This is a genomic window from Vibrio gazogenes (assembly GCF_002196515.1).
In the GTDB taxonomy this organism is placed as follows: Bacteria; Pseudomonadota; Gammaproteobacteria; order Enterobacterales; family Vibrionaceae; genus Vibrio; species Vibrio gazogenes_A.
In genome coordinates this window covers 1,277,655-1,304,591 of the sequence record NZ_CP018835.1, presented here as the reverse complement: position 1 = coordinate 1,304,591, position 26,937 = coordinate 1,277,655, and the positions used below count along the sequence as shown (strand labels likewise).

Below are 26,937 nucleotides of genomic sequence, written 5' to 3'. Positions count from 1 at the left end.
ACGAATATTAACGATGAACGAGATGGTAAAAAACGATAAAGAATATGATCCATTCGAGGTGTTCTTCCATGGATTACATTAAAAGGAACACTATTTTCTAATCAATATCATAAAGGTACAGTGATTGTCTTGACTTAAGCGATAGAATCGTTCTAGCAACATTAAATTAATGAATGCATCATTAATGATAAATTAACTAAATGATAAAGTACCTAAATAATAAAATAACAGTCACAAATTTGATATAAATATTAATGTTTTAAATGTTATTGATGATAATTAGTGGCGAAAAATCACAATGTGTATAAATATTATGAACATCATTTAAACCGTAAAGATCATTGTAAATTCCAATATTAACTAGATTGTCCCGTTTAGCATAAAACGCTGACGTCAATGGTAAATAAAAGGAATTAAACAATGATAAATAAGACATATCACTTATACAATTCATCTACATCGCGTACCTCTGAAACTGTCAATCACGATAAAAATTTTTTCTATCCTATTCTTGGTGATTCGAATTTAATGAAGCGGATTAAACAACAAATTCGCTTTGCCTCAGAAGTCAATTTTCCTGTTTTCATCTCTGGTGAAACGGGGTGTGAAAAAAAAGATGTGGCATTTAATATCCACTATCACAGTGCACGCTCCCGAGAACCGTTCATCTGTATTCCCGCCAATCTTCATAATGCGCAAACCTATCGTGACTATCTGTGTCATTGTATTGAGCAAATTGGGAATGGTTCTATTTATCTGGAAGAAGTCGATAAATTAGAACCCTCGTTCAAAGACGAACTGATTTTTTTATTAACACAAGATTCATTTCAGGACGCATTAATAAAAAATAAAATTCGCTTAATTGTCTCCTGTACAGAACCTTTTTATAACTTACCTTCGGAACAACAGTTTATTGCCAAAATATTAGGTTCTTCCGTACCTCAGTTTAATTTTCACTTGCCACCATTACGTGAGAGAAAACAAGATATAGAACAGCATATCCAATACATCTTGGGCCGATTTGAACGCCAAGTTTTATTTTCTGATGATGCCTGGGAGCAACTGAAACAATATGAGTGGCCCGGCAATATTAGCCAGTTACAAAATATACTATTGTTAATTACTTCATTGGATCAAACAGAGATCACCACGGATGATCTGGCGCGTTTAGGACTCTGTCAAAAAGCAACGCCAAAAGTAGATTTGATCGAGCATTTACTCCGTCATGAGCAATCATCATGGACCAACATGCATCCGGCATTAACCAAAGCATTACTGTTTTTAAGTGAACACTTCCACGAAGACATCTCTTTGAGCCAAATCGCCGCCGCCAGTTATACCAGTGCCTCTCATTTATCATATTTGTTCCGAGAACATCTGGGCTCTTCATTTAAATCGATGCTGTGTCAGCTCCGGATCCGTGAAGCCCAACGTCTGATTATGACCAACCCACTGATCAAGATCACCGATGTGTGTATGAGTGCCGGATTTGGCGACCTCAGTCATTTTGAAAAAATGTTCAAACGTTATACCGGTTGTACGCCAAGAGAGTTCCGACAAGAACAACGCCGGGAACACGACTATTTCGTCGCCCACTAATCACCGATTTATTGCTAGATCAGCCGTGATTATTCATCCGTTAAGCCAAGTTATCCAATCGCCTTACTTCTAATATGAAACTCAGTCACAGGATGGCGTCAGGAAGCCGGAAGATGGAAATTGATGTTCAGAAGTTGTTAAGCGAATTGACACCCAAGGTTTCACGAAACACGCAGTTGAATTTGGTTGCTGCCTCACTTGGCAGAGCCGCAGAGAATGCAACTCAGGTTCAGCAGCAGATACAGACAATTGTCGTAACCAACACTGCACTAAGTTCGAGTTTGATTTACGCCATTGCACTGAAAAGTTCGTCGTCCTGAACCGGCTTTGAAGGATGAATCGTCATCTTTCATGACTAAGAGGAGCATATCTATGCCAGTAAATGATGCGGTTACTGATTCGGTAACCCAAGTCAACACGGAAGCCGTTGGCAGTACACCGGCTGCGGCGATTGGGAATCTGCTGATTTCCACGAGCCATGCGATGGGGCTGACAGCGCACAGCAGTGTAAGCGCGAACCAGCAGGGAACTTTGGTCCACCAGACCTCGACAGTACAGGGTGTCAATTCATTGCTGAGTACCGGTAGTGCAATTGTCGGTCGTAGTGTCGAGCTCATTCTAGAACAGAGTAGTAAGAAGAAAAGCTAATTCAGTGAACGTAGGAGAATATTATGCCAGTGAATGAACAAATCACCGATTCTGTAACACAGGTGAATACAAAAGTTGTCGGGGAAACTCCCGCGATGGCAATGGGCAACCTGCTGATGTCAACCAGCCATGCATTAAGTAATGCAGCACATAATGCAACAGCGGCGCAACAACAGGCTCAGATTACCATGCAGGCCGCGACCGTGCAGGGCGTCAATTCTTTGATGGCCATCGGTTCTTCCGTCATTGGGCGGGGTGCTGAAGGCATCATTGAAAAAGGTTAACACCATGATGTGTTAACTCGTTCTGCCTGAGATCTGATTGTGGTGAAAATCCAATAGTGGCATGAGCAGAACACCGTTTTATCAATTAACTCGTAAAAGGAAATCACAATGCCAGTAAATGAACAAGTGACTGACTCGGTCACACAAGTCAATACCAAAGTCGTTGGTGAAACCCCAGCTATGGCAATGGGTAACTTACTGATGTCAACCGGCCAAGCGTTAGGAACGGCTGCTCATAATGCAACGGCTGCTCAGCAGCAAGCGCAAATTACGATGCAGGCTGCCACAGTGCAGGGCGTCAACTCATTGATGTCTATTGGTGGCTCGGTTGTTGGTCGTAGCGCTGAAGGCATTATTGAGAAAGATTAATCATGCTTTCACTACCTTTGCCGGATTCGCCGGCAAAGGTACTTAAAAGGAGCATAGGATGAAAGACACTGTACGCCCTCCTGAGCCGGATCAAAGTGCATTCAATTCTGCGTTTCAGTCGGTTGCTCAATCGACTGCACTGGCATTATCGGATGCAACAGACAACCTGCGTAACCTCAACACGCTCAGTACCACGGCAATTGGTTCCGCATTGAGTCAGATGTTAGAGACCGGCGATTTGAAGTATGCCGATATCATTGAACAGGCTCAAAAAGTCGTGACCCATGGTGCGGATAACTTTGGCGTCGTCGGGGAAAAAATTGCCACCGTGCTGTACGACTCTGCCAAATAATCGTTGCGACCAATACGACGATCCCGTATCGAAGCCACACAAGGGAAGAGATATGAGTGATAGATCCTGATTCAATCCACGTCATGATCTTTGATTTTCCTCATCGCAAATCAGGATCATCAGCAACCATCAAGGAGTGACGATGATGCAAGAGCAGAATCCCCGTTATGAAAATGAATCGCGCCAGGAGTTACCCCAGCAGACGATTGAACATTTCAATACATTGCAGGTATATACCGCCCAGCCGACCAGCCTGTTGGAAACAACATTGGCAGATACGTTGGGGCTATCGATGTATAACGCGATCACCAATCAACAACAGTCACAAATGACAACCGCAGCGTCGGTGACCAATGCTTGTGCCCGGTTGCTGCAAACACAGTCTCCCGCGATGTCAGCGTCATCCCGAAAAGATTCGCATGCAGAGCCCGAGCCCGCGATTTTTGTTGATGGGTCAGATCGTTTGTCTCCGGATGCCGGTGAATCAGACAATACCGCGGTAGACACCAAAACAACCAAGCGTTTTAACTTATTCAAGTTTTTAAAACGGAATAAACAACAGCCGGAGGAAACACAAGAATGAGTCATCAACCATCATCCACCGATATCGAGCAGCGACTGAACCAGATTCAGCAAGCCACGGAAAACCAGATGCAAGAGATTCAGCAAATGGTTCGCCAGAATCAGGATCAATTTGAGGCATTGGAGATGGGCGAAAATATCCAAAAGGTTCATCAGGAAGTGAACCAGATGTTTGAAGATGTTCACACCCAGATCGAGCAGGAAATGCAAAAAATCAATCAGCAACTTCAGCAGGTATTGCCTGAGCAGCACGCATAAACGAGGAAATTATGTCTAAAAAAGTGAACGAACAAATTACGGACTCAATCACTCAGACCAATACGCAGGTACTGGCGAGTTCTCCAGCTAATGCGATGGGGAATCTCTATACTGCAATGAGTCTGGCAATGTCGAATCTCAACCATAATGCGACATCGGCACAGCAACAAGCCGGTATCACGATGCAATCGGCAACGGTTCAGGGGATCAACTCACTGACGGCTATCGGCACTGCGGTATTGGGTCGTGCAGCCGAAGATATCGTCGAAAAAGGTTAGTCATTGGCATTGGTCAGCAAAAGGGGCAGCCATTCAAACCAAGGTGTGTGAATGGCGAATCCCCTTTAAACCAGCCGTTCCTCTTTCCTCCACGGAGAACACATCATGGCAAAACAGGAAAATACCGATCTGGAACAGGTCGATGAGATGATCAACCAACTGACCGAATCTGCCATGTCAGATACTATGGGATTGCATATGCAAAATGCAGTGACGATTCAACAGGGGATGCAAGCCATCAGTAACGCTTCAACTTCCACCGCTTGCGCCCTGATTTTACAGCAAGGTTAAGCGATGACGAGTGACGTCGCAGTTTGACGCATTATCTTGACTCAGCGCGATGCTTTGATGAGGAACCATGTCGAAAGGATCAACCACTGACAAGGCGAAACAGTCCGTTGCACAGTCAACGGCGATTGCCGTTCAGGATGCTGTCGATAATCTCCGCAACCTCAATACGATCAGTACCACTGCGATTGGGGTGGCATTGTCACAGTTGTTGGCAACCGGTGATGAAAAATATATCAAGGTCATCGAACAAGCTCAGCAAGTGATGGAAAAAGGGACTGCGAATTTTTCTGAGCTGGGGAATAAAGCGGCAGAAGTCGCGAAGAAATTTGATTGAGGCAGCACACCTCATTTCAGTCGCTGATGATCTGGGTTTGAATGTGATTGAGTTTGAACATTTGGCATATTACTTAGGCATATAGGCCGCCAGAATCAGTCTTGGGTTGGCTTGCTTATCAATCTGACATAACCGCGAAATCTGCCCGCTCCCCGTCCGCTGTGAATCTAAGGCATAGGTACAGCGTGATCGATGATCAAACTCAGCCAGCATTGCGGCATCTTGGGTATCAAAAGCGCCCCATAAGACACTCAGCAAACAGACCCGATCACCTTGCAAATAGCGCTGAAAAGTCGTAACTCGCGCCATATTCATGTGCATTTTCTGCCGCTCACGGGCGTGACGAAACTGTTGCTCATGCATTGAGAATATTTCATACCAAACGGATTTATGTTCTTGTCGAATACCGAAATCAGCGTAAGAAGCCTGCCGTTTACTGCACACTTCAATCTGATCCGCCTTTTCTTGGTAGTGAAGGTAGTTGTCGTCGGCGGTATAGCGGGGTGTATAGGTGAGATTTGAATTCGGATGATGTTGTTGCAGCGTCTGCCCCAGCTCGACCGTCAGCCAGGATTTCGCGAAGGTGCGGATCTCTGGATCGGCAAGATACTGATTGGCTCGCTGAAAATCATAATGTTCGGCAAAAAAGGTGAGAAGTTGTTGGGCGTTCATCTGTGCTCCTTACATGATGGATTCATCGATGATGGTGTGGTGTACAGTGATGACTGTAAGTGATTGGGGGGGGCGGATCTCGGTGTTTTTCCCTGAGTTCTTAAAACTCAGGTTTTGGTTGGTGTTGGGGGCGATTTTCTGTTGCATGGGGTTCGCAGCCTCCGGCTCTCCAGATTTGACGCACAATTGAGTTTCCCGATTTCAGAGGCTTCTGAGCTCTGTGCGCCAGTTACTCTTGCCAAGATGCAAGAGTAACCAGAAAATCTTTTTGTTTGACTTGGTCGCACGTTGTCCAGAACCGCCTTTTACGGGCGTCCTGCCCGGAAAAGCCTAACCATTCTTCCATGAATGGTTTTCTTTGTTCAGAATTTTATTTGAATTCAGAGAAACATATACAAAGCCAATAGAATCGATGTACTCAGGGTAAAAATTCAAGGATGAATTTTTAGCTTTTCGTGAGCAGGAGCGAATAAAAGCGCCCCGGCTAGCGTCCACGAACTAAACCGTTCTTTTGGGTACTTTTGGAACGCCAAAAGTATCTGGGGCGCTTTCGGAGATGCGATTGAAATCGAGGAAAGTGATTGCGCACCAAACCAGCAGCCTATTATTTTTATCTTCCCAGCCTCCGGCCCCGAAATTTGACGCACAATTGAGTTTTCTGATTTCAGTAGCATTGGTGCTCTGTGCGCCAGTTCATCTTTCAGAGATGAAAGACGAACCAGAAAATCTTTTTTGTTTGACGGCGTCGCGTGTTGTCCAGAACCACCTTTTACGGGCGTCCTGCCCGGAAAAGCCTAACCATTCTTCCATGAATGGTTTTCTTGGTTGGGTGGTTGATTTGAGTTGAGTGAAACATTTTAAAAGCCAATTTGACCGATGCGCTCAGGGTAAAATTTAAATCGTTTAGACCTTCTTTTTTTGTCCCTAAAAAATAATTAATAAAAACAGTAAGATACAGAAGGGCGATTTTAACAAGGTAAAAAAGGGTTTTTGCCGCTAACCGCTTGCTGCCGCTTATTTTTTCGTGATATGTTCATTGTTCACTGCCGCATAGGCAGCTTAGAAATCAAGCCAAACATTTTCACTTCTCTTTCTTCCGTTCACTGCCGCATAGGCAGCTTAGAAAGGAGTGACACTCAGTTGAGGCTGATGCCACTCCGATTTATTTCAATCAGCCACTGGTTTACTCATCAAGCATGATTTCTTCTTTCCGCAGATTCATTTCATCAAAGGTAATCAGATTATTGAGGTACAGGATAACCTCTCGCAGTTCATTTTGAACGATACTGGGGTGCGAATTGGTGATAAGACAATCAATCAGATAGCTGCGAGCTGTCAGGTGTAAATCGAGGTTGGTTTTTGACATGGAAAAGCCTCTTCGAGAATATGAATTGCCCCACCACGCAAAGGTTCCAATCTTTAGGTGGTGGGCTGGACAAGGTTGGAACAACCGCCTCGAAGTACGGCCAGCATACGCTGCCTTGCCAGCTCACCATAATTGAGCAAGGCTACACATAAAAAAATACTGAGACAAGTTCAGCATATGATGTGCTATCGAGTTTTATCGGTGTTCCAATCCCGACACCGTTTTTTTCGGTGCCTGCGTAGCGTAAGTGGTATCAGGGATGTTGACGAGTCGTCGCAGTGTGAAACGCGAGTGATGTTGTTGAATTTCATCCTTTTCTAATTCTTGATGTGTCATTTTTGCGAGTGATTTCAAAATGTTGGAGAGAGATACGGTCTCAGTGTTTGTTTTTCCCAGCCTCCGGCTCTCCAGATTTGACGCCCAATTACGTTCTGCGATTTCAGAAGCATTGGTGCTCTGTGCGCCAGTTCATCTTTCAGAGATGAAAGACGAACCAGAAAATCTTTTTTGTTTGACGGGGTCGCGAGTTGTCCAGAACCGCCTTTTACGGGCGTCCTGCCCGGAAAAGCCTAACCATTCTTCCATGAATGGTTTTCTTGGTTGGGTGGTTGATTTGAATTGGGTGAAACATAGTAAAAAGCCAATTTGATCGATGCGCTCAGGGTAAAAATTCATGGATGAATTTTTAGCTTTTCGTGAGCAGGAGCGAATAAAAGCGCCCCGGCCAGCGTCCACGAACTAAACCGTTCTTTTGGGTACTTTTGGAACGCCAAAAGTATCTGGGGCGCTTTCGGAGATGCGATTGAAATCGAGGAAAGTGATTGCGCACCAAACCAGCAGCCTATTATTTTTATCTCCCCAGCCTCCGGCCCCGAAATTTGACGCCCAATTACGTTCTGCGATTTCAGAGGCATCGGTGCTCTGTGCGCCAGTTCATCTTTCAGAGATGAAAGACGAACCAGAAAATCTTTTTTGTTTGACGGCGTCGCGTGTTGTCCAGAACCGCCTTTTACGGGCGTCCTGCCCGGAAAAGCCTAACCATTCTTCCATGAATGGTTTTCTTGGTTGGGTGGTTGATTTGAATTGGGTGAAACATAGCAAAAAGCCAATTTGGTCACAGGACTCAGGGTGAAAAATCAGGACGATTTTTCAGGATTGCTTGAGCAGGAGCGAATCAATCCGACCCGGCTAGCGCTCACGAACTAAACCGTTCTTTTGGGTACTTTTGGAACGCCAAAAGTATCTGGGGCGCTGTTGGAGATGCGATTGAAATCGAGGAAAGTGATTGCGCACCAAACCAGCAGCCTATTATTTTTATCTCCCCAGCCTCCGGCCCCGAAATTTGACGCACAATTACGTTCTGCGATTTCAGAAGCATTGGTGCTCTGTGCGCCAGTTACTCTTGCCAAGATGCAAGAGTAACCAGAAAATCTTGTTTGTTTGACGGTGTCGCACGTTGTCCAGAACCGCCTTTTACGGGCGTCTTGCCCGGAAAAGCCTAACCATTCTCCCGGAATGGTTTTCTTGGTTGGGTGGTTGATTTGAGTTGGGTGAAACATAGCAAAAAGCCAATTTGGTCACAGGACTCAGGGTGAAAAATCAGGACGATTTTTCAGGATTGCTTGAGCAGGAGCGAATCAATCCGACCCTGATTACACGCTCTGAACTTAAACTCAAGGCACTTTTGGGTACTTTTGCTGCTGGGCAAAAGTATCTGGGGCGCTTTCGGAGATGCGATTGGAATCGGCAAAATCAAGTGCGCACCAAACAGCAGCGCCACAATGTTCATCTCCCAGCCTTCCGGCCCCAAATTTTGACACACAATCCGTTCCTCGATTCCTGAAACATCGGTGTTCTGTGCCCAAAACAGACTAATATAAATACTTTATCTTCTTGCAAAATCATACAGGCACCGTCTGGTTAAAAGACGCTGTGATGCCTTGGTGACTATGAATCAAATATGGGTGAATTTACATGAAAAGGATTTTAATCGGTGCATTGATCATTGCGATACAGGGGTGTGCGAATGAACCGAAGAACACCGAACAAGTTCCACCGTCATCTTGTGTCGGTAGTACTATCATTACCGGTGATTTAAGTAGCCGGTTTAAGTTGGTTCAAGACTCAGCGCTGCTTACTCAGGCCATTGGTGAGCCGTTGAAGGGGAAGTTATGTCAAGGGGAAGTTTATGAAAGCACAGATAAAGTTACAGTCTATCGTGCATGGAATAGTACCAACCCTCATAGTCAGTTTGGTCAGTGGTGGTCATTTCAATTTCCGTCAGGCAAGACAGCGACATATAGACAAGATTATGAGATTTGTTATCAATGGTCACCACTCGATAAGTTGGTGAAATGTACATTGAAGGCAGGCACAAAAGTTGTTGTCGGTAATGGTCAAAGTGCCCTGTGTTCTGAATATCTCAGTTATCCGGTTTCGGAGAAGCAGCAAGTTTTTATCACCAATGCATCTGATGCTGTAGAGAACTGTGAGAACTACGATAGTGTGATGAGTTGGAAATAGGGTGACACAATCAACTGTTGTTCCCCCCAGCATCGACGTTTGACGCACAATTTAGCTTTCAGCGACATGACATGCTCAAAGATGATTTTAAGCATGTCATAGTTGGTCATTCACTATTCACCAAATGACTATTCACCAAATGACTGTTCACCAAACGACAGCGCTCCACAATCATTCCCCCCAAAACCATCCCAAGGCTGTATCGAGTGCCGGTGGATGAAGCACATCATGTAAGACGCTGCATTTGTCCGTTGCGGCTGCATGGGGATCCCGATAGGTGATCCCGAGGCCTAAACATTGTATCTGAAGGATCGGTGGTAATAGACTCAGTTGCATCATCACTTGCTTCAGCCCGATTTGCGAGCGTCCAGACGGTGGATGATTCAGGCACTCTGACACGATCTGATACATCGGGTTTCGGGATTGTCTGGCCTCGGTACTATCGACGAATGCTTTGCCCCACTGTAGTCGGGTGCCGTAAAGGTAACAGCGGACTGAATGCATCATCAGCCAGTAGATTTCACGTTCAGCATCAGGTGCGGGCCAGCGATGATGGCAAAGACAGGCAAATAGTGCCACCGCAAATTTATGCTGCGCATCAGGGTCTGACTGAACCAATGCCCGCATGATGGCATCATTGATCCGGTTCAGAATTCGTTCTTCGCCTGCGGGAGACGGAGTGGATAGGATGCCCTGAGACGGTGGATGCATTGTGTGTGTCGTCGTGTGTGGTTGTCTGCCAGTGGCAAACTTCTGCTGTTGGAGCCAACGTTCATTCAGTCGGCCGCCAGCGAGCCAATCGACGTGGTTGAGTGGATTAATCGGCCAGCGTTGCGGGGATTGCTGTGAGCGCTGAGCCGGTGAAGCAAATGCTTGATGTGTCGGCGCCGTATCATTGACTGATGGTTGCTCCGTTGCGGCATCATGTGATGGTGTGAGCACGGAATGTCCCTGCAACCTTGGGTTGGCGGTGAGATAAGCGAGTTGGTAGGCCAGTTGTTGGGCGAGTGCCGGCTCAGCCTTTGCCATTAATGCGGCACTTAAGGCCGCATAATACAGTCGTTCTGCTTTCATACCCTCTCCAGAACTTATTCTGTCTGTGGCGCCTTCAGCGCTTTGACTGAACTATTGTATTGCGGCAGAGCTTCGACAAATCGATTGATGACTTGTTCGGCAACTGCGGCTTCGACGGGCGGCTCGCCAACATAGCTATCGACTTCAGTGCGAATATGTCCACCGCTCAGGGCATCTTTTTCTCGTTGAACCACAATGGCATGAATGGACTGGCAAAAAGCAAAAGCGTCGGTTTTACAATAAATTCGATGCTGACTACTGGTATTACCGCCATTTTGATAACGAGGTGCAGCATAAGAGACCATGTAAGGTTGGGTGGTGGGATCATTACCGATTAACTCTTCGCAGGAGAAGAGTACAAAGTCAGTGGAGCGGTATTGTTCCATCATATGGTTACAGATGGGTAAATCGGCTTCAATGGCCAAATTGTAATCACAGAAGAAAATATCAACACCGGGGATTAAGTTGCGAATCATCATATCGAAGGCACTTTGCACACCATCCGGTAAACCGTCTTGTTCTGGCAACTGCTCGTAATTGACTGATTTTACCGAATAGGCTTTTTTCCAGCGCGCCAGTATACCGTTACCGGTCGTCCTATCGTGGCTTTTATAGGCAACTTTGTAGCCGTTGTCGAATAAGTCTTCAACATCTGGCTGATCAGTGAGGAAAGCAAAGTGACGGCCATCAGCGGCTTCACATAAGCGAAATAGCAATTGTCTCATTCTCTTTCTCCAAGTTGAGTCATGACGGAGTGATCCTAAAGGTTCTGGTGTCGAGAAACTTGGCTGAATGGATGCGTAATGACGGTTTTCTGATGAAATTGTGTGTATCGGGGCCGAGGCGGTTGCCGGTAATGAGGCAGGATGACAAACGGCTGATGCTCGCAGTACATGGCGGATGCCGGTTAGGAGGCGGAGGTGTGGGGTTGACCCACTGTGCTTTGCCGGATGCCGGGGCTCCTCATCGTCATTCTCATCATCGGATTGATGCGCTGAATCGCTGTCTGAGGATTGTGCCGGCGTGTCACGGGGTGCTCTCGGGCGCTCGGTCAATGGAGGGCGTGGCAAAGCGGTATTTTCAGATAAATCGGATGGACTTGGCGATAAGTGAAGTGCTTCCGTAGGGGAATACGTCACAAATGTGCCTGTTGGCATCGAATCTAAATAGTGGGGTAAATGCTGTAAAAAATCACGATAAGGGTTGCATTGTTCTGGAAATGAAGCAATTTCACTCGATTCTGGTGCTGTCTGAAAGTCCTCCGTTTGGGTGGGGCTCTCTGGTGAGACTTGCGTCTCGGATGGTGTAACAAGCACCGTATCCGGCTCGGTTGGTTGCGTCAGGGCCTCAGCCGCTTGCTGCGGCTGTGAGATTGTGTTGTGAGAGGTTGCTATCTTTGAGCTTGAACGCGGTTTTGCCGTCCGGTTCGCGATACGGCGGACGAGATGGTAACCGGACGGAACCCAAATAATACGAGTGATTCGAACGCGTCTCATGGTTTCTCCTCCTGTACCTGTGTTGTCAGTCCGTACCGGTGATGATGATTGGTAATGGTCGGTGCCGGGTTATTTCAACTGACTGGTTATGGCCTGAAATACCTGATTGACTATTTTTTGGACCTCGGCTTTGGCGATGATCTTGAGGGTTTCCATCTCTGCGGCCAGAAGGGCTTTTTCCCGTTCGATTTCGATTTGAAACTCTTCTTGCGTCAGCTCTCCGTTTTGTAATGCAGTCTGTAGCGCTTCAAATTCTCCCTGTTTTTGATTCAGGCTGGCTTTGAGCGTATTTTCGATGGTTGATTTTAAGGGGGACTGCCCGAATTGTGCGGCAACCTGATCGACGATCGTATCAATGGAAAAGGACATAAAGACTCCTTTGTCAGTGGTGAATCATAGCCATGAGTTCGTCAAGGCCGGTGGTGATTGATGTTCAGGAATGTGAGGTGTTTTTCGCAAGTTCACCCTGAGCGATCGTGTCGAGCAACCGCTGATACTGCGCGCGGTGGCGTTTGAGCAGAAAATCTGAGAGATAACCGTTCTTTTGATGCTGAGCCATGTCTTGTTGCCAGAGCTTGGCCAGAATTTCCGCTTGTTTATACGTCTCTTCATTCATTTTTCGCCACTTCTGTAACCGGACAAATCCCCGAATCTCGACATCAATATTTAAGTACTGATGCTGAAATTGGTCATAACGGCGTTCTTTGGCGGGTAACACTGCCATCTGAATGTACAGCCGATCGATTTGGTTATTGATTTGCTGAATTTTCAACATCGTTTGTGGATCATAGTCGGCAACGAGCTGAACGGTGCATCCCGATAGTAAGAAGAACAGGATGAAAAGCCAACGTGAAGGTATTTTGATCATAGGAGCTTTCCGAAAAATAAAACGAGCTTTGATTATGTGATTTCTGGGCCGGAATACTCAGTGAAATGCGTGAATATTGCCGTTGTTTCACCGATATTTCGTGAGGAAGAACCGTTAATATCAATGGTAGGCGGTATTGAAGAGTGCTCCCCGATGACCGATACGAATAAGATTTTACGGCAAATCGAAAAAGCGTTTAAACCGAAGCCACCGAAACAGCAGCAGAAACTGACGCCGAAGCAATTGGCACAGATGGCGAAGGTGAAGTCATCGATTCATCTGTTCAGACTGAAACTGGGGACGCTGGATCGGGTGAAAGATGAATCGGATCAGTTGATTCAGGAATTGATCAAAACTTTTATCCAACAGATCCCCAAACAAATCACGCAGGCAACATCGGGACTTGCACCGAGTTCAGGCGAGCATGGTTCAACGCATGGTGCAGAGCAGGATCCACCGCTGGATGATTTAGCGCCAGGTACTGTTGATGAGCAAACTGTAAAGCAAAACAGCAAAGGCCATCGAGAGCCCGATGATACTGAGCATTCTGACTGATGATTCCGGATAATAGTTCTGCAAATTGGGAAACAGAAATGAGACATAACAAATTGCCGGAATGCCCAGATAGAAACTGCCGAGGTAAGGTGAGAGTGGCGCGTGATAAAATTGCGTGAGAAAAATGGCATACAACAGATAGTAAACTGTAAAGCGCCATTGTGAGATATCAAATGACTTCCAGCGGAAAGGTACAATCATCAGCGGTAAAAATACCCATATCATGGTTCAGCTGCCCTAAAAGAAATAGATGAGTTTGGAATCAGGGATTAAATTGAATTTACGTCTATGCAAATAGACGCTTATATGTTAGCACAGTTTTATGATGGCTAGGATGAGATTTCAGCCGATATTGCATCATGTCATTGGTTATTGGTGATATATAAAAATGAGCCTTGCGAATGCAAGGCTCATACGGTGTTGATTGTTTATCCTGCCACCAAGTCGGCTGGTCTGGCTTGTGCCGGAGCATCACTGGTTTCCTGACGATTGAGTAATCGTTCCACCAGCCAGTCGGCAGCCAGCGCGCAAGCTTCTGCATTGGCATTATGTGCATTGTGTTCCGCACCTTTAAAGAAGACCTGTTGTTTATCGGTGGCGGTTGCTTCTTCATAAATGCGCTTAACGTTCGATGACGGAATTAAAAAGTCCGGGCGGTTGTGAATGATCAACAGCGGACAATCAATGGTCGTGGACAGTGTATTCATGGCGAAACGATCGATAAATGGATGGACATCGGTAATGGCTATATTGCCACGATAGGCAAATACCGCTTCAAATTGAGGATGTTCTTTGATGCAGCTTGACAGCTCATAGCCGCCACCCATCGAGATAATGGCTTTGACCTTATCCTGATGTACCGCTGCGGTTCTGGCCATTAATAATCCGCCCATACATAAACCATATAGAGCGATATCGTTGCCGACGTCAGCGCGATTGAGCAAGTAATCAATCATCACTTCATGGGCTTGTTCTGATTCGGGTTCAACACTGATGTTATAGTGGTAGAAAGTTTCTCCTTGCCCCGGACCGTCAATATTTAAGACCGCGATTCCCCGTTCGAGAAAATGGGTAATCACATAATGGACTTCTTCTTTAAAGCCGGTTATGCCACCGGTTGCAATCACAACAGGGACATCATCACTACAATTCAATGGCTTCATCAGCCAGCCGACCAATTGCCCATTTTTGTAGGGAATTTCGGTTCTTTCTGCGCTAAAGCGGTTATCAAGCGCCAGTGCGCGGGAGAAAATGTCTAATTCTTTTTGATATAACGCTGCTTTCTCTTCATCAAATTCTAGCAGCCCGTAATGGGCAATTCGGTATAAAGCCGCTGCTTTATATGATAATCGGCAGGCGCTCAGTTGATGTCCGGCAGCGAGTTTTTCGCCGGCTACTTCATCGAGGTGCGCTGCCAGTGAGCAGCAGGTTTCGAGGTAGTCTTGACCTTTGCGAACGACTTGGTAATCAATTTTGTTGTAGTCCGAAAAATCAATTCCCCGGGCGTTTAATCGGGCTGGCGTCTGTCCTTTTGGGAATGGGCGTGGTTGAGTCATCTTGTTTCTCCTAAGCTGCGATGGCAACAGTGAGTAATTCATGCAATACATTGGCGATCACATTGACATTTTCTTTGTCCAGAATGGTGTAATGAGTTCCGGGAACTTCGAATTCTTTGATCGTGGATTGTGCAAAACACTGCCATTGCTCAATTTCGGTGCCTTCAACCAACGAGATGTTCAGCACATCCAGTATTTCTTGGGGTTGGAACACCGCTGCTTTGAAGAAGATTAAATCTGCTTTCAGTTTCTGAGATGGCATATGTGTTCTCAAGGTATTGTGATTGCTGCGCCATAGTTCGTAGTACAACTTGAATTCTTCGGTACTGAATCCCCAAGGTACCCAGCCTTTTTGTTTGAGGTAATCGACCACTTCTTCAAGGGTGTTGCTTTGCATATCATTGAGCGGTTCTTTGGTGTTAAAGAACATGCCGCAGATGATAGGAAATGATGCCAGAAAGCGTTGTTCACTGAAGACGGTATTCGAGTAGTATGCTTGCGGTGGGTGGCTGTCAAACATGATCACTTGCTCGATGGTTCTGCCTGTTTGTTCGAACTGAAGCGCCATTTCCAGTGCCGCATTGCCACCGAATGAGTGACCGGCAAGGATCAGGTTACCGGTGGGATAAAGCGCGGTAATCTTTTCATTATAGTGACGGGCCAAATCACACATGGCCATGATGTCATTGCCTTCATCACGGAAGGGATACTGAATCCCGTAAACAGGGTGACCTTCTGGCAGGTTACGTGCGACTTCTTTATAGCCCATGACGGTGCCGCCTGCCGGGTGAATCAGGAATATTGGTGCTAGATTTCCCTGGTCATTGAAACAGACAATGTGCTCATCAAAAGTAGAGTGTTCATTGCCATGTTTGAGATGATAAATGACTTCAGAGATTTTGTTTAACGTATTGTTTTCAATGAAAGTCTTATTCGACAGTGTGATTTCATAGAAATCCTCCAGCTCAATATTCATCTGAAGTGCGGTAAATGAGTCACCGCATAACTCATAGATGTCGGTGGTTTCAGCCGAAGGGATCGTTTCGCCTAAGTCATCAAGCCAGATTTGGCGGATTTTGTCTTGAATACTTTCCAATGTTACTGCTGAATCGTCAGACGTTGGCTGTTCAGCCTCTGGTTGGGGGGTGAGCGCGTTGCTGAGATAAGTCGGCTCAATTTCAAAGACGGTTTGATTAAACGCATAGCCCGGCAGTGAGATTTTCCGAACGGGCTGAACCGCGTAGAATTTTTCCCAGTGGATGGTCAGACCCTGTTGCCATAACCAGCAAAGTATATTGAATACATCGTCGTTGCTCAGATAAGAAATTTCGCAGTCGGTCTCTGCCACTTTTTTGATGTCGGCGTTGTAGGCATGAATCATCACTTTATCAATCAGCTCATTGGTATAGATCATTTCAACGTCTAATGGTTCGACGACCATTTGTGCGCATAATTCTGCAAGGAAACGGTGTTTTTCTGGCAGTTCCGCAAAGTTGAAATAGTGAGCATGATTAATGAAGGTTTCCGGTAAGGTCAGCTCCTGGTTTTGATAGATTTTAATCCGACAAATGCCGGTGGGCTGATAAACCGTATTTTCGGTGAACGCTGCGAGTTGATGATGTAGCTCGTCAATATTCGCGGCCTGGACCCACTGACGATATGGGAAGTGATGTCTTCCGGTTGCCAGTGTATAGGCAATGTCTGTCAAATCTTGATCGCTGTAGTGCTGAACCGCTGCTGCAATTTGCTGACTATTGTGTATCAAATCTTGTGCTGTCCGGCCAGACACCAATAGATGTTGTGGTTTGGATGGTGCGCGTTGTGAAGGGGAATGGTAGATATCGCCAGACTCAACAATCATATGGGCATTGGTGCCACCCAGACCGAAAGAACTGATGGCTGCATAGCGTATATCGCTGTCATGATCATACCAGTCGGCCAGTTGGGTGTTGATTTCCAAGCGACTGTTGTCGAGTTCAAGCAGTGGGCTGGGTTGATTAAAGTGAATCTGGGGCAGCAGGGTATGATGTTTCATCATCAGTGCGACTTTGATCAATCCGCTGATGCCTGAAGCGCTATCGGTATGGCCGATATTGGCTTTGACCGAGCCGATTTTTACTTTCTGACCTTGATGACCGCTATAAACTTCTTTGAGGGCATTGATTTCAATCGGATCGCCCAGCTTCGTAGCGGTGCCATGGGTTTCTACATAGCTGATCTGACCGGCGTCGATACCGGATAATTGTAATGTGTCTTCAATAACACGAGTTTGTCCTGAAATGCTGGGGGAGGTGAAGCCCATTTTATCCTGACCATCATTATTGATTGCGGATCCTTTGATCACACAGTAGATCTGGTCACGGTCACGTAATGCGTCTTCGAGTAATTTCAGCACGACAATACCGCAGCCATCACTGACCACTGTACCGCAGGCATCTTGGTCAAACGGGCGGCAGTGACCATCAGGCGACAAGATGCCGCCATCCTGATATTTATAGCCTGCTTTGACGGGGAAGCGAATGGTCACACCGCCGGCCATGGCAATATCACACTCGCCATTGAGCAGACTCTGGCAGGCCATATGAACGGCAACCAGAGAGGTTGAGCAGCCGGTCTGAATGGTCATTGCTGGGCCACGCAGGTTCAGGGCGTGAGAGACTCGCGTACAGAGGAAGTCTTTTTCATTGCCGAGAACGACGGGGTATTGATTGAGTTCATGGCGATAATCTGAATTAAAAATATGGTGGGACAGATAGGTATTGGAACTACTGCCGCCATACAGGGCGATATCCCCCTGATAGGTAAATGGGTCACATCCGGCATCTTCCAGCGCGTGCCATGCGGTTTGTAAAAAGATCCGCTGTTGTGGATCAGTTAATAGCGCGTCCCGGTTCGAGATATTAAAAAACTTATTATCAAATCCGGTTGCGTTATTGATGATGCCCGCTCGTTTGACGTAGTTTGCATCCTGAGTGTACCAAGGGTCACTTGCTTGTAACTCTTCATCTGTGAATGTGGTTAAGCACTCTTTGCCGTGTTTAAGATTATCGAAAAAGTCTTGAATATTATCAGCTTGTGGGTATTTGCCTGCAATTCCGATGATTGCTACCTCTATGCCATTTTTTTTCATTTTATGCACCATTTAATTGGGGTTGACGTTGTCTTCTATTTTTTAATTGATTGATTCTTTTCTGCGCTCTTGCCGTCTTTTTCGGTCCGGTCTCTGTGTTGGGCGCTATTGTGGTTTTATCGGATAAAAATCGAGCTAAGCTCCGGATATTTCTGTATTTAAATAAATCGGTAACCAATAACTGATTGGGGTAGTGTTGATTCAGTTGTTGATACACTTTTAAGATAGAGCTTGAGTTTCCTCCCATGGTGAAGAAGTCACTTTCCAGATCGATTTCGTCGAGGCCGAGAATTTGCTGCCAAATCGACAAGATGGTGACTTCTGTTGCTGACTCTGTGACCTGATTTCGGACTGTCGGCAATAATTTGGTTGAAATGTCATGCAACCGTTGCATATCGACTTTGTTATTGACGGTCAGTGGAATTTCATCGGTGAGATAGAATTGTTGCGGAATCATGTACTCCGGTAGATCGGCGGTGATCTCTTGAATAATCTCTTCGTAATCAATCGGAGCGTTAACCAATAAGTAAGCGATGAGAATCGTGTCACTATCGGTTTTTTGGGTTGTGACAAATGCGTGAGACACGGCCGAAATACGAGATAGCTTGGCCTGGATATCACCGAGCTCAATCCTGAATCCGCGTATTTTGACCTGATGATCGATGCGACCCAGATAGTCAATTTCTTGATCACTGATAAAGCGCGCCAGATCACCGGAGCGATACAAACGTCGCGTTTCTCCTCCCAGCGATGTTTCAATGAATTTTTCTGCCGTGAGTTCAGGGCGGTTGAAATATCCTTTGGCTAACCCTTCACCGGCGACATACATTTCTCCCGGCCAGCCAATTGGTAATGGGTGACCCAATGTATCCATGACCACGACGCCTAAGTCATTCAGAGGCATTCCGATCAGGCTGCCCCGGTCTTCAAGACAGTCTTGTTGCGTGAGCTTGCGATAGGTCACGTGAACGGTTGTTTCCGTGATGCCGTACATATTGATCAGGCTGACGCGTTCACCGTAGGTGTTGTACCAAGGTAATAGACTCGCCAGATTGAGCGCTTCCCCTCCAAACACGACTACCCGTAATTGATTCAATGGGAGTTGATTGCGAATACAACTGTCACTGAAGCGGGAGAAGGCAGTCGGAGTCTGATTGAGGACGGTGACCTGTTCTTGCTCGACCAATTGCGCGAACTCTTCGGGGCTGCGTGAGATCAGATAAGGCACTATCACCAGACGGCCACCGTAGAGCAGCGCACCGAAGATCTCCCAGACCGAGAAATCAAACGCAAATGAATGGTAAAGCGTCCAGACATCGGTATCAGAAAAATGGAAACTATCATCGCTGGTGGTAAACAGGCGAACGACATTGCGATGGCAAATCTGAACACCTTTGGGTTTACCGGTCGACCCCGAGGTATAAATGATATAGGCCAGATCTTCACACTCCGGCAAATATGATGTCAGGGAACCGCTCGGCGTCTCTTGTGCCAATGCATCGAGGTCAGGCACGATCACGCGTGGCAGCAGCGGTTCAAATCTTGCGGTGAGGCTCTCTTCAACCAAGCCGTTTACCGCTTGAATATCGGATAAAATATCACCCACACGGCTATCGGGGTAAGCAGGGTTTATCGGTACATAACAGGCACCGCATTTCAACACGGCAAGGATCGCGACAATCATTTCGGGGCCGGGGTTGAAGCACAGTGGAATTTTGTCACCGCGCTGAACGCCATATCCGATGAGCTGGTGGGCCAGATTGTCGGCCAGATTAAATAATGACCGATAGGTGAGTTGCGTATCGTTGTAGCGAATTGCCAGATGATCGGGATATTTTGCTGCGGTTTCATTCAGCCAGTCAACCAGCGTACGATTGGTGCTGCCGGACTGGAGAGCCAATGGGCGTTGTGTTTGATTCGGCGTAAAACCAAATTCGGAGAGTGCCCGTTCTGGCTGTTGCAGGCAGATATCAGAAAAGTGGACAAAGTTAGCCAAAATCCCTTCCGCAGTTGCATGACTGATCACGTTATCTTTATGGAGAAGAAAAACATCAAATCCGTCCGTGATTTCTTCCACCACCATCAGTAAGTCAAACTGACAATCGATCTGTTCGATGTTGAAAGGCTCCAGGGTTGTCTGATTGATCGTGATGGATTGCCCTTGAGAACCATACAACAAAGAGGACAGGCTGCCTTGGTAGGGTTGGGAACGTGTTTGATAGTTGAAGCACACATTAAATAACGGATTGGCCCCTAGTGAGCGTTCTGGTGCGCAGGCTTCGACGATACGTTTTAAGGGGAGACGACTATGACGGAGTGCATCGAGTATCATCTCATTGCCAGTTGAGAGCGTATCGCTGACGGTCTGATTTGGTGAAAAATGGTATGGGATAGGGAGCACATTGACGGCATAACCTAAACCGAGATCTGGAAAGCTCTTTCTCTGACTGACAGATAAACCCATGCAGAATTCGTTTTGTCCGCTCAACCGGTATAATGTCATCGCAAATATCTGACTCAGTAACCGTGCCGGGCTGATACTTGTGTGCTCACAGTAGTGTTTGATATTGGAATATAGCGATCCTTGAATCTGAGTTTTACCTATATGGCCATTGAAGTCATTGTGAGGGGGCGTATTTGGTAATAGTTCAAGCGCAGTCTTCTTCTGCTTTAATTGCGCCACCCAGAAATGAATGTCATCATGGTATTCATCACTATCGATATATTCACACTGCAATTCACTCAGTGCTGTCGCAGGGAATGAATGTTTAACATCATGTTCAAATAATTGTTTGATAATCGTTTCAATCAGATGAAAGTCAGAAATAATATGGTGTACTCTAATTATAATGAGATTTTTTTTGTTAACTTGATTGATGTGAAGCTTGACTAGGCAGTCGTCTGTTTTGAGATCGAATCTCTCTAGTAATACATTGTTAATAAATTCTTCTTCATTTATTTCTTGATGTGATTGAATAACGTCATCCATATTAAAATATGGCGTTTTATATTTTAATAACGTCGTGTCGCTGGGTCTGAAATGACTTCTTAATTCAGGATTTTGATTGATAATATCCATGAATCTTTGACATAAAATTGTTATATCTGTTTGTTTTTCTAGTTTAAATGCGATTCTAATTTCATTCTCCCGACTGGTTGAATGAAACCCATCAACAAACCACATGGCTTCTTGAGCACATGAAACGACATAGCCTTCTGTACTAATCATACTGACGAATTCCTGTAAATCTAATTTTTATATTTTCAATTGTTATGATTTATTAATCATATTTTACATATAAATGTATTTATTAATTTGATATAAATAATCATTACAAATTGGGGTGGTCTTTCTACTAAGTATTGTGATGGTTAAATAATTAATTTAAATTTAACCATACGAAGTACACTAATAATGTATTCATATATTTATTCATTAATAATATAAATAAAAAATATAATTGGTCGTATTTAATTGATAACAGATGTATGCATACACCATCCTGATTGGGTCGGTAAGTATCCCAAGTCAGAATGATAGTTATTGTTAAAGTAATATTTGATGCATTGAGTTTCATTTCAATTAGTTTGATAAACTATACTTTTCCATTTAGAAGTCAAGAAATATTTTGTTACATTTTGGCGGGTTTATATGCCGGACGAGTCACTATCAATTTCAAAGATAGTAGTCTATTTGAATTGTAATTCTGTAAATTTGTATTTTTATGGCGTTATATTCTAATTTATTGGTTTTTTTAATTTTTTTTAGTTTTTAATTTTGTTACATGTTCATGAAGACCGAGATGTTTTATCGACTCATAAAATGAACTGATGAGGGAGACTAAGGCGGGGTTGAATCTTTGGTTTCCGGTGTTTTCTTACGAATATTATCGATGATCATATCCAGTGCACTGAACAGTACTTCAATGCTGTAACCGGCAATAAAGGCCAGTGCCATCGGTGACAGTGTCATTGTGCCTATGTCTGGCTTGAGCAGCCAGCCAGTGATCATGCCAGCCAGACAGCCGAGAGTCAGTCGCAGTCGGTAGCCGATTTCGCGGCTGGCGGTATAGGTCAGGGTTCTGATCTGTTGTAACAGGCTCCGCAGGACAAAAATAAAGGCCCCCAACAAACCGTACATTAAGGGCAGAACATAGTTTTGTAACATTTGCAGAACGGACTGGGCAGCGATCAAATGAGTGGCAAAGTGAATGGTCTGCTCTTCCTGACCGGGTGGGATCAATTGATCCGCCGGTGTCCGTTGAAAATCGTTGCCGAGCATCCAGACTTGATTCCAATATTGTAATAGCTGATAACTGGCGCGGAGATGATTTTCGTAGAGCTTCGCGTTTTGAGGTGAAGACGACTCGGATTGTTCTTGCACTGCCGAGGCAGATAACATGGGCAAATGTGTATATTGCAACAGGGTTTGGGTTAATCCGTAACCGAACAGATAATAGATCTGAACGCTGAGCAGCATGATTAAGGTAAAGACGGTATAACGGCGATACCAGATAATCGTGCGATTGGCGCGGGGAGACTCGATTTGTCCGTTCACGGCATTGGGAACAACGGATTTGATACTTTCGACGGTCACCGGCCAGACCTGAGTGGCGAGTTTGTCATAGCAACGCAATAAGCGGTTTTCGTCGTCTTCTCCCCAATTGCGGCTGTGCAGGTTGGTTTGTGCGTTGATAATGCCTGCTGCGATATCTGGATCAACATTCAAGTTTCCCGAACGGGCAACATAATGTAACAGTCGAATGCCATCGTTGATCAGCGTTTGTGTTTCGGTCAGCGCTGGCGGTGGTGCCGTTTTATCTACACTTGATGGCGGTACGGACGCCGCGCTCCCGGAGGAGCGACGGCTGAATGCGCGAATAACCATATCAATGGGCACTTATCTGTATTGAACGGTGTGACTGAATGACGCTTCGGAATACGCACTCATCGTTTAATGTTTAATATGCATAAAAAGCGACCTCATTGTCGTCATAATCAAGCAGGGTGCACCGGCCTCCGGTATTGTCCCAGATCGCTGTCGGGCTATTAAAACTATATTCATTGTCGGCCGTGGGGGGACGATTGGTATAAACCAGAACTGTCCCTGATGGTGTCAGTGTTGACCCTGAGGGGAAGGTAAAAGTGTGATCATTGAGCTCTGACCTGAGCTGCCAATCAGTGAGATCAATATGATGTTCAGAAAAGTTTTTTAACTCAACATATTCGTCCCCTTCTGTTCTGAACTCATGACCGTCATAGTGCAGATAACTAATCAGGACATAATCGCGAGCGACATTGCCGTAAATCCAAGTTGAGATGACGTCACCCTTGCTATTGAGTAGTGTGGCGGTATCGCCATGATTATTCCAGATTGGGCGATTGGAGTTGAAACTATACTGGGCTCCGGGCTGGGTATAAACGGTTATCGATTCACCGCTACGGATCAGGGTATTCTCGGGGAAAACGTAGTGCTGGCTGGGAGAACCGGCATTGATACGAAATTGACTGATGTCCCAAATGGCATGGCTTCGGTTGGTCATGGTGACAGACTCATTGTTGTTTGGCTCCCCGCGAAAATCCAGCCCGGAAATTTGGAGATAAAGCTTCATTTGCAAATCATTCAGTCTGTCCCAGAACTCGTCCATCTTGGCGTTTTCTAAAGGATCGGTTGACAGAATCTCTTGGCAGAGAGGATGTATTTTCAAAGTTGTATTTGACACGGGTGGTCTCCTTTTATCATTGAGTCCGTGATGGCAATTGGGTTGCCTTACTTACATATGGTGAATCACCACCAGGGGTTGATTCATGGCGACTGATAGGCGGTGCTATCCAGATATCCTGAGTGAATATCACCGTGCGGTATATCAGACGGATTGACTTATCCTTGATGGTGTTCATAAGCCCGTTGTAGCTTCTCATCGTAGTGGTTTTCAGCATAACCCGGGCCATTGTAATACCGGGCAAAGGTTGCCCAATCGAGGGATTGAATGGCACTGAGTAGTTTCGGATTGGATTGAATAAAATGAACGAAGGCCATCAGGTGATGACGCTCTGCCAAAAACATATCCCGGACAAAGCTTTCGACGTCTGCATAGCCTGCGCTTTGATGGTTGAATCCCATGATCTGATAGCGTCCGTAAGACGCTGATTTCAAAGCGGCTTCCCGGTCCAGTGTCAGAGCTTGTTGTAGCCGTTCGTACTCTTTTTCTCCGCCGGCATACAGCGCCCGATTCCATTTTGGCGAAGAAATATCCGGATGGGAGTCATTAAACCGATGGTCACTATATTTAGAGAACTGATGGGCTTCAAACAATAAGCAGGGGGCACCGGATGCAAAGAATCCACTACCGGATGATTCGACATCCGAAACCGCTTTGATCGCAGCAACGTCACATGAGAGCAGTTCGCTGGCATCCTGATAATCCTGTTCGCTGAGTCCTCTTTGTGGCGCAGATTCCGGTAACGCCAGATCGGGAATATAAGCCGGAGTCGGCAGGAGTGCTTGCTTGAGTGCCTGTTCACTTTTGCCACCGCAGTCGATCCGATTATCGGGATGCCGATAACCTAATAGGGTGGTTTGTAACAGACCGATGGCTTGACAGGTTGGCGATTGATCCGGGGCTTCGATAATTTGTCCGTCTTCTGCCAGGGGCGTTTGCAGGCCGATCTTGCCGGCAATCTGATTCAACGCCTTCTGGATATTCAATACATCTTCCGGGGAATTGTCTGCACCGTTGCCGACTGATGCCGTCAGTTCCAGCTCTTGCATGGTTCGCTCCTTGTATAATATGGGTGGATACAAGGCCACAGTAGTGGAATTATTAAGAAAATTATCGGGAATAATGGGGAATTAATAAGGGAAAGTGATGATGTATCTAGGAAAAAATAAGCAGACCATCTTGGCCTGCTTCAATCGGTCATAGAATGAATGATGCGATCAATCATTCAACCTTAGTGGCATACCACCCATACTTTTCTGAGGGCGTATTTTGAGGTGTCATATTATACAGTTCTCCTGCCATTGTATTTGTCCCTCCGCTTTTTTGGAAAAAATATCCGACGTAGTTTTGTGGTGTATCTAAAAGTGGAGAAATATCTCGGCTAAACATAATTGTACTACCTGAAACAGAACCGACAATTTTACTGTTGGGTTCGTTAGAATTGGTACTTACCATTGTCCCTTCGAGCAGTAATTTATTTTGTGAGATTTCTACATCGTAGGTAAAACCATTGACATTAAATTTCCACAAACCGGAAAAATTAGTCGTTGCTGCACTGACCATACTGGAGAATCCTACAGTTAATCCGAGTAATACGGCACTCATTTTTTTCATTGTCTTTACCTCATTGTGAATGATTAGATGATGGTATGGGATTTTTAACCATCTGTTTTTTTTATAATAAATGATAATTGTGATAATTCTATTATTTATTTATTTAAAATACCCGGCGGCTTTTTTTAGTCTATCGACCATCACTTTCTGGTTCTGATTATCGGCAAAAGCGATGGTATTTGAGGCGTAAATATGTTCGCCGGTATCGAGCGTGACGATTCTGGCAAGGCCGGTACTGCCCCAGAAGGTGTTCACGAGCGTGCGATCATCATTGGGCAGATGATTTAATTCAGCAGAACGATAATGGAGGACTTTGGTCGATGCCGGTGGTAGCTCGGCGTTATTCTGATAATCCTCCATCAGCAACCGTACATCGACATAGTTATTGCCACTGATTTGTACCCGCATTAATGCCACAGGGCGGAGTGAAGTACTGACCCGGCCGGTATTTCCAGCCACAACATCGAGAGTGAAATAGCTATATTGGTGATATTTTTCGGCTTTCAATTTGTTGAGTTGCGCTTCGATACCGCGAATATTGTCCCGCAGCAGTTCCAGCCGATAATTATTTTGTTTGATGACTTCACCGAGATCATCTCTCACGTCGGACAGTAAAAACTTCAGGGCCGGCAGATTAAATTGGGGCGTCTGTTTTCCGGTAAATTTCAATTCGGCATAGTTGCGGGTGATTGTCAGTACCTGTTGTTCGTAGTAGTGGGCTTCTGAATCATCGATATAGTTGCTGAGCGTCCACTGTTTCATTTCGCTGACCCTGAATTCACTGAGCTGATGTTCGTGATCTTTCGGATCCAGATAGGCATTGATGGTCGCAATGTATAGCTCTAGCTTGGCGCGAGTTTCAGCAATATTTTTCAGATCCTGACGGGCTGCATCATAGGCATCAGTTAAGGTGGATACGGTGAATTCGGGGTAGTCGATTTTATCTCCCTTTTCCCCCTGAGGGTTATATTCATAGCGTAGTTGTTCAGGAATATAAGGCTCAAGCAATTTGAGTTCATCGGTATCGAGTGTGGTTTTGAGATGATCGGATTCGATCCGTTGAATGCCGGTGATTTCTAATGTGACATCCGATGTTTCGACAAAATAAATTTGCCAGACCGGGATCACCGATGCCGATGCGATACCTGCCAGCCCTAACAATATCGGCCGACTTTTGGTCTTTAACTTTTCCAGTAATGGTTTCATTGACATCGTCCTCTCAATCTCTGCATTGATCACAGCGTATTCGTGATGCAACTACTTGGCGAAAATCGTTTTTTTGACGGTGAAATTACGCACCATGATATTGAGCGGTGAACCGACGGGGGTCGCATTGATAGTCATTCATCCGTTTGACCTGAAAGT

The 26,937-nt window shown here is 45.5% G+C and carries 29 protein-coding genes; 14 read left to right on the top strand and 15 right to left on the bottom strand.

Annotated elements, in window-relative coordinates; translation table 11 throughout:
- Positions 1-420 precede the first annotated feature (420 nt).
- The 11 genes from BSQ33_RS06000 (at position 421) to BSQ33_RS05950 (ending at position 4,995) form a co-directional block, all read left to right on the top strand.
- Complete coding sequence (locus BSQ33_RS06000) at positions 421-1,599, top strand: AraC family transcriptional regulator (protein WP_088133640.1); 1,179 nt, start codon at positions 421-423, stop codon at positions 1,597-1,599.
- 113 nt (positions 1,600-1,712) lie between these two features.
- Positions 1,713-1,919: a RebB family R body protein gene (locus BSQ33_RS05995; protein ID WP_021019356.1), complete on the top strand. Its 207-nt coding sequence runs from the start codon at positions 1,713-1,715 to the stop codon at positions 1,917-1,919.
- Between the two features lie 52 nt (positions 1,920-1,971).
- Positions 1,972-2,247 (top strand): RebB family R body protein, encoded by a 276-nt coding sequence (locus BSQ33_RS05990; protein ID WP_021019357.1) that lies wholly within the window; start codon positions 1,972-1,974, stop codon positions 2,245-2,247.
- A 23-nt stretch (positions 2,248-2,270) separates the two neighbouring features.
- Positions 2,271-2,531: a RebB family R body protein gene (locus BSQ33_RS05985; RefSeq protein ID WP_021019358.1), complete on the top strand. Its 261-nt coding sequence runs from the start codon at positions 2,271-2,273 to the stop codon at positions 2,529-2,531.
- Positions 2,532-2,639: 108 nt separating this feature from the next.
- Positions 2,640-2,900, top strand: coding sequence for a RebB family R body protein (locus BSQ33_RS05980; protein WP_021019359.1), 261 nt, complete (start codon positions 2,640-2,642; stop codon positions 2,898-2,900).
- Between the two features lie 58 nt (positions 2,901-2,958).
- The gene (locus tag BSQ33_RS05975; RefSeq protein WP_021019360.1) at positions 2,959-3,252 is read left to right on the top strand and encodes a RebB family R body protein; all 294 of its coding nucleotides are present in this window, start codon (positions 2,959-2,961) and stop codon (positions 3,250-3,252) included.
- A gap of 142 nt (positions 3,253-3,394) precedes the next feature.
- A complete protein-coding gene (locus tag BSQ33_RS05970; protein WP_021019361.1) occupies positions 3,395-3,835 on the top strand; it encodes a RebB family R body protein in 441 nt (146 codons plus the stop codon).
- On the top strand, positions 3,832-4,092 hold the full coding sequence (locus BSQ33_RS05965; protein ID WP_021019362.1) for a hypothetical protein: 261 nt from the start codon (positions 3,832-3,834) through the stop codon (positions 4,090-4,092). The genes BSQ33_RS05970 and BSQ33_RS05965 overlap by 4 nt, the downstream gene beginning before the upstream one ends.
- Before the next feature lie 11 nt (positions 4,093-4,103).
- Positions 4,104-4,370 carry a RebB family R body protein gene (locus tag BSQ33_RS05960; RefSeq protein WP_021019363.1) on the top strand — a complete coding sequence of 89 codons (267 nt, stop codon included), beginning with the start codon at positions 4,104-4,106 and terminating at the stop codon, positions 4,368-4,370.
- 105 nt (positions 4,371-4,475) lie between these two features.
- Complete coding sequence (locus BSQ33_RS05955; protein ID WP_021019364.1) at positions 4,476-4,661, top strand: RebB family R body protein; 186 nt, start codon at positions 4,476-4,478, stop codon at positions 4,659-4,661.
- Positions 4,662-4,728: 67 nt separating this feature from the next.
- Positions 4,729-4,995, top strand: a complete 267-nt coding sequence (locus BSQ33_RS05950; RefSeq protein ID WP_021019365.1) for a RebB family R body protein — start codon at positions 4,729-4,731, stop codon at positions 4,993-4,995.
- A 69-nt stretch (positions 4,996-5,064) separates the two neighbouring features.
- Here BSQ33_RS05950 and BSQ33_RS05945 read toward each other — a convergent pair whose 3' ends face one another.
- Both BSQ33_RS05945 and BSQ33_RS05935 read right to left on the bottom strand, forming a co-directional pair.
- On the bottom strand, positions 5,065-5,667 hold the full coding sequence (locus BSQ33_RS05945) for a hypothetical protein (protein WP_088133639.1): 603 nt from the start codon (positions 5,665-5,667) through the stop codon (positions 5,065-5,067).
- Positions 5,668-6,850: 1,183 nt separating this feature from the next.
- Positions 6,851-7,033: a hypothetical protein gene (locus BSQ33_RS05935; protein WP_021019369.1), complete on the bottom strand. Its 183-nt coding sequence runs from the start codon at positions 7,031-7,033 to the stop codon at positions 6,851-6,853.
- 1,266 nt (positions 7,034-8,299) lie between these two features.
- Between BSQ33_RS05935 and BSQ33_RS21520 the strand changes: the two genes are divergently transcribed.
- Positions 8,300-8,455: a hypothetical protein gene (locus BSQ33_RS21520; protein WP_157721357.1), complete on the top strand. Its 156-nt coding sequence runs from the start codon at positions 8,300-8,302 to the stop codon at positions 8,453-8,455.
- A gap of 190 nt (positions 8,456-8,645) precedes the next feature.
- On the opposite strand, the gene BSQ33_RS05920 is transcribed toward BSQ33_RS21520, so the two are convergent.
- Positions 8,646-8,855 carry a hypothetical protein gene (locus tag BSQ33_RS05920; protein WP_088133635.1) on the bottom strand — a complete coding sequence of 70 codons (210 nt, stop codon included), beginning with the start codon at positions 8,853-8,855 and terminating at the stop codon, positions 8,646-8,648.
- Positions 8,856-9,007: 152 nt separating this feature from the next.
- On the opposite strand from BSQ33_RS05920, the gene BSQ33_RS05915 reads away from it, so the two are divergent.
- Positions 9,008-9,556: a hypothetical protein gene (locus BSQ33_RS05915; RefSeq protein WP_088133634.1), complete on the top strand. Its 549-nt coding sequence runs from the start codon at positions 9,008-9,010 to the stop codon at positions 9,554-9,556.
- Between the two features lie 171 nt (positions 9,557-9,727).
- On the opposite strand, the gene BSQ33_RS05910 is transcribed toward BSQ33_RS05915, so the two are convergent.
- From BSQ33_RS05910 to BSQ33_RS05895, 4 genes are all read right to left on the bottom strand, one after another.
- Positions 9,728-10,630 (bottom strand): hypothetical protein, encoded by a 903-nt coding sequence (locus tag BSQ33_RS05910; RefSeq protein ID WP_088133633.1) that lies wholly within the window; start codon positions 10,628-10,630, stop codon positions 9,728-9,730.
- Between the two features lie 14 nt (positions 10,631-10,644).
- The gene (locus BSQ33_RS21950) at positions 10,645-12,126 is read right to left on the bottom strand and encodes a hypothetical protein (protein WP_232471956.1); all 1,482 of its coding nucleotides are present in this window, start codon (positions 12,124-12,126) and stop codon (positions 10,645-10,647) included.
- Positions 12,127-12,195: 69 nt separating this feature from the next.
- Positions 12,196-12,495: a hypothetical protein gene (locus BSQ33_RS05900; RefSeq protein WP_088133632.1), complete on the bottom strand. Its 300-nt coding sequence runs from the start codon at positions 12,493-12,495 to the stop codon at positions 12,196-12,198.
- 64 nt (positions 12,496-12,559) lie between these two features.
- Entirely contained in the window at positions 12,560-12,994 is a 435-nt protein-coding gene (locus tag BSQ33_RS05895; protein ID WP_088133631.1) for a hypothetical protein, read from the bottom strand.
- Positions 12,995-13,054: 60 nt separating this feature from the next.
- Between BSQ33_RS05895 and BSQ33_RS05890 the strand changes: the two genes are divergently transcribed.
- Positions 13,055-13,549 carry a hypothetical protein gene (locus tag BSQ33_RS05890; protein ID WP_157721356.1) on the top strand — a complete coding sequence of 165 codons (495 nt, stop codon included), beginning with the start codon at positions 13,055-13,057 and terminating at the stop codon, positions 13,547-13,549.
- Positions 13,550-13,977: 428 nt separating this feature from the next.
- On the opposite strand, the gene BSQ33_RS05885 is transcribed toward BSQ33_RS05890, so the two are convergent.
- From BSQ33_RS05885 to BSQ33_RS05850, 8 genes are all read right to left on the bottom strand, one after another.
- Positions 13,978-15,105 carry an alpha/beta hydrolase family protein gene (locus BSQ33_RS05885; RefSeq protein ID WP_157721355.1) on the bottom strand — a complete coding sequence of 376 codons (1,128 nt, stop codon included), beginning with the start codon at positions 15,103-15,105 and terminating at the stop codon, positions 13,978-13,980.
- Positions 15,106-15,115: 10 nt separating this feature from the next.
- The gene (locus BSQ33_RS05880; RefSeq protein WP_198298158.1) at positions 15,116-18,235 is read right to left on the bottom strand and encodes a beta-ketoacyl synthase N-terminal-like domain-containing protein; all 3,120 of its coding nucleotides are present in this window, start codon (positions 18,233-18,235) and stop codon (positions 15,116-15,118) included.
- Between the two features lies 1 nt (position 18,236).
- A complete protein-coding gene (locus tag BSQ33_RS05875) occupies positions 18,237-21,464 on the bottom strand; it encodes a non-ribosomal peptide synthetase (RefSeq protein WP_088133628.1) in 3,228 nt (1,075 codons plus the stop codon).
- 612 nt (positions 21,465-22,076) lie between these two features.
- On the bottom strand, positions 22,077-23,123 hold the full coding sequence (locus BSQ33_RS05870; protein ID WP_232471955.1) for a hypothetical protein: 1,047 nt from the start codon (positions 23,121-23,123) through the stop codon (positions 22,077-22,079).
- Between the two features lie 73 nt (positions 23,124-23,196).
- Positions 23,197-23,958 (bottom strand): lamin tail domain-containing protein, encoded by a 762-nt coding sequence (locus BSQ33_RS05865; RefSeq protein ID WP_088133627.1) that lies wholly within the window; start codon positions 23,956-23,958, stop codon positions 23,197-23,199.
- Positions 23,959-24,116: 158 nt separating this feature from the next.
- The gene (locus tag BSQ33_RS05860; protein ID WP_088133626.1) at positions 24,117-25,007 is read right to left on the bottom strand and encodes an N-acetylmuramidase family protein; all 891 of its coding nucleotides are present in this window, start codon (positions 25,005-25,007) and stop codon (positions 24,117-24,119) included.
- Positions 25,008-25,179: 172 nt separating this feature from the next.
- Positions 25,180-25,572 carry a hypothetical protein gene (locus tag BSQ33_RS05855; protein WP_088133625.1) on the bottom strand — a complete coding sequence of 131 codons (393 nt, stop codon included), beginning with the start codon at positions 25,570-25,572 and terminating at the stop codon, positions 25,180-25,182.
- A 99-nt stretch (positions 25,573-25,671) separates the two neighbouring features.
- Positions 25,672-26,784, bottom strand: a complete 1,113-nt coding sequence (locus BSQ33_RS05850; RefSeq protein ID WP_088133624.1) for a hypothetical protein — start codon at positions 26,782-26,784, stop codon at positions 25,672-25,674.
- Between the last annotated feature and the right edge of the window lie 153 nt (positions 26,785-26,937).

What these genes read in the sequence shown, in the direction of transcription:
- BSQ33_RS06000 (WP_088133640.1), top strand. Translation starts at nt 421, where the DNA reads ATGATAAATAAGACATATCACTTATACAATTCATCTACATCGCGTACC.
- BSQ33_RS05995 (WP_021019356.1), top strand. Translation starts at nt 1,713, where the DNA reads ATGGAAATTGATGTTCAGAAGTTGTTAAGCGAATTGACACCCAAGGTT.
- BSQ33_RS05990 (WP_021019357.1), top strand. Translation starts at nt 1,972, where the DNA reads ATGCCAGTAAATGATGCGGTTACTGATTCGGTAACCCAAGTCAACACG.
- BSQ33_RS05985 (WP_021019358.1), top strand. Translation starts at nt 2,271, where the DNA reads ATGCCAGTGAATGAACAAATCACCGATTCTGTAACACAGGTGAATACA.
- BSQ33_RS05980 (WP_021019359.1), top strand. Translation starts at nt 2,640, where the DNA reads ATGCCAGTAAATGAACAAGTGACTGACTCGGTCACACAAGTCAATACC.
- BSQ33_RS05975 (WP_021019360.1), top strand. Translation starts at nt 2,959, where the DNA reads ATGAAAGACACTGTACGCCCTCCTGAGCCGGATCAAAGTGCATTCAAT.
- BSQ33_RS05970 (WP_021019361.1), top strand. Translation starts at nt 3,395, where the DNA reads ATGATGCAAGAGCAGAATCCCCGTTATGAAAATGAATCGCGCCAGGAG.
- BSQ33_RS05965 (WP_021019362.1), top strand. Translation starts at nt 3,832, where the DNA reads ATGAGTCATCAACCATCATCCACCGATATCGAGCAGCGACTGAACCAG.
- BSQ33_RS05960 (WP_021019363.1), top strand. Translation starts at nt 4,104, where the DNA reads ATGTCTAAAAAAGTGAACGAACAAATTACGGACTCAATCACTCAGACC.
- BSQ33_RS05955 (WP_021019364.1), top strand. Translation starts at nt 4,476, where the DNA reads ATGGCAAAACAGGAAAATACCGATCTGGAACAGGTCGATGAGATGATC.
- BSQ33_RS05950 (WP_021019365.1), top strand. Translation starts at nt 4,729, where the DNA reads ATGTCGAAAGGATCAACCACTGACAAGGCGAAACAGTCCGTTGCACAG.
- BSQ33_RS05945 (WP_088133639.1), bottom strand. Translation starts at nt 5,667, where the DNA reads ATGAACGCCCAACAACTTCTCACCTTTTTTGCCGAACATTATGATTTT.
- BSQ33_RS05935 (WP_021019369.1), bottom strand. Translation starts at nt 7,033, where the DNA reads ATGTCAAAAACCAACCTCGATTTACACCTGACAGCTCGCAGCTATCTG.
- BSQ33_RS05915 (WP_088133634.1), top strand. Translation starts at nt 9,008, where the DNA reads ATGAAAAGGATTTTAATCGGTGCATTGATCATTGCGATACAGGGGTGT.
- BSQ33_RS05910 (WP_088133633.1), bottom strand. Translation starts at nt 10,630, where the DNA reads ATGAAAGCAGAACGACTGTATTATGCGGCCTTAAGTGCCGCATTAATG.
- BSQ33_RS21950 (WP_232471956.1), bottom strand. Translation starts at nt 12,126, where the DNA reads ATGAGACGCGTTCGAATCACTCGTATTATTTGGGTTCCGTCCGGTTAC.
- BSQ33_RS05900 (WP_088133632.1), bottom strand. Translation starts at nt 12,495, where the DNA reads ATGTCCTTTTCCATTGATACGATCGTCGATCAGGTTGCCGCACAATTC.
- BSQ33_RS05895 (WP_088133631.1), bottom strand. Translation starts at nt 12,994, where the DNA reads ATGATCAAAATACCTTCACGTTGGCTTTTCATCCTGTTCTTCTTACTA.
- BSQ33_RS05885 (WP_157721355.1), bottom strand. Translation starts at nt 15,105, where the DNA reads ATGACTCAACCACGCCCATTCCCAAAAGGACAGACGCCAGCCCGATTA.
- BSQ33_RS05880 (WP_198298158.1), bottom strand. Translation starts at nt 18,235, where the DNA reads ATGAAAAAAAATGGCATAGAGGTAGCAATCATCGGAATTGCAGGCAAA.
- BSQ33_RS05875 (WP_088133628.1), bottom strand. Translation starts at nt 21,464, where the DNA reads ATGATTAGTACAGAAGGCTATGTCGTTTCATGTGCTCAAGAAGCCATG.
- BSQ33_RS05870 (WP_232471955.1), bottom strand. Translation starts at nt 23,123, where the DNA reads ATGGTTATTCGCGCATTCAGCCGTCGCTCCTCCGGGAGCGCGGCGTCC.
- BSQ33_RS05860 (WP_088133626.1), bottom strand. Translation starts at nt 25,007, where the DNA reads ATGCAAGAGCTGGAACTGACGGCATCAGTCGGCAACGGTGCAGACAAT.
- BSQ33_RS05855 (WP_088133625.1), bottom strand. Translation starts at nt 25,572, where the DNA reads ATGAAAAAAATGAGTGCCGTATTACTCGGATTAACTGTAGGATTCTCC.
- BSQ33_RS05850 (WP_088133624.1), bottom strand. Translation starts at nt 26,784, where the DNA reads ATGTCAATGAAACCATTACTGGAAAAGTTAAAGACCAAAAGTCGGCCG.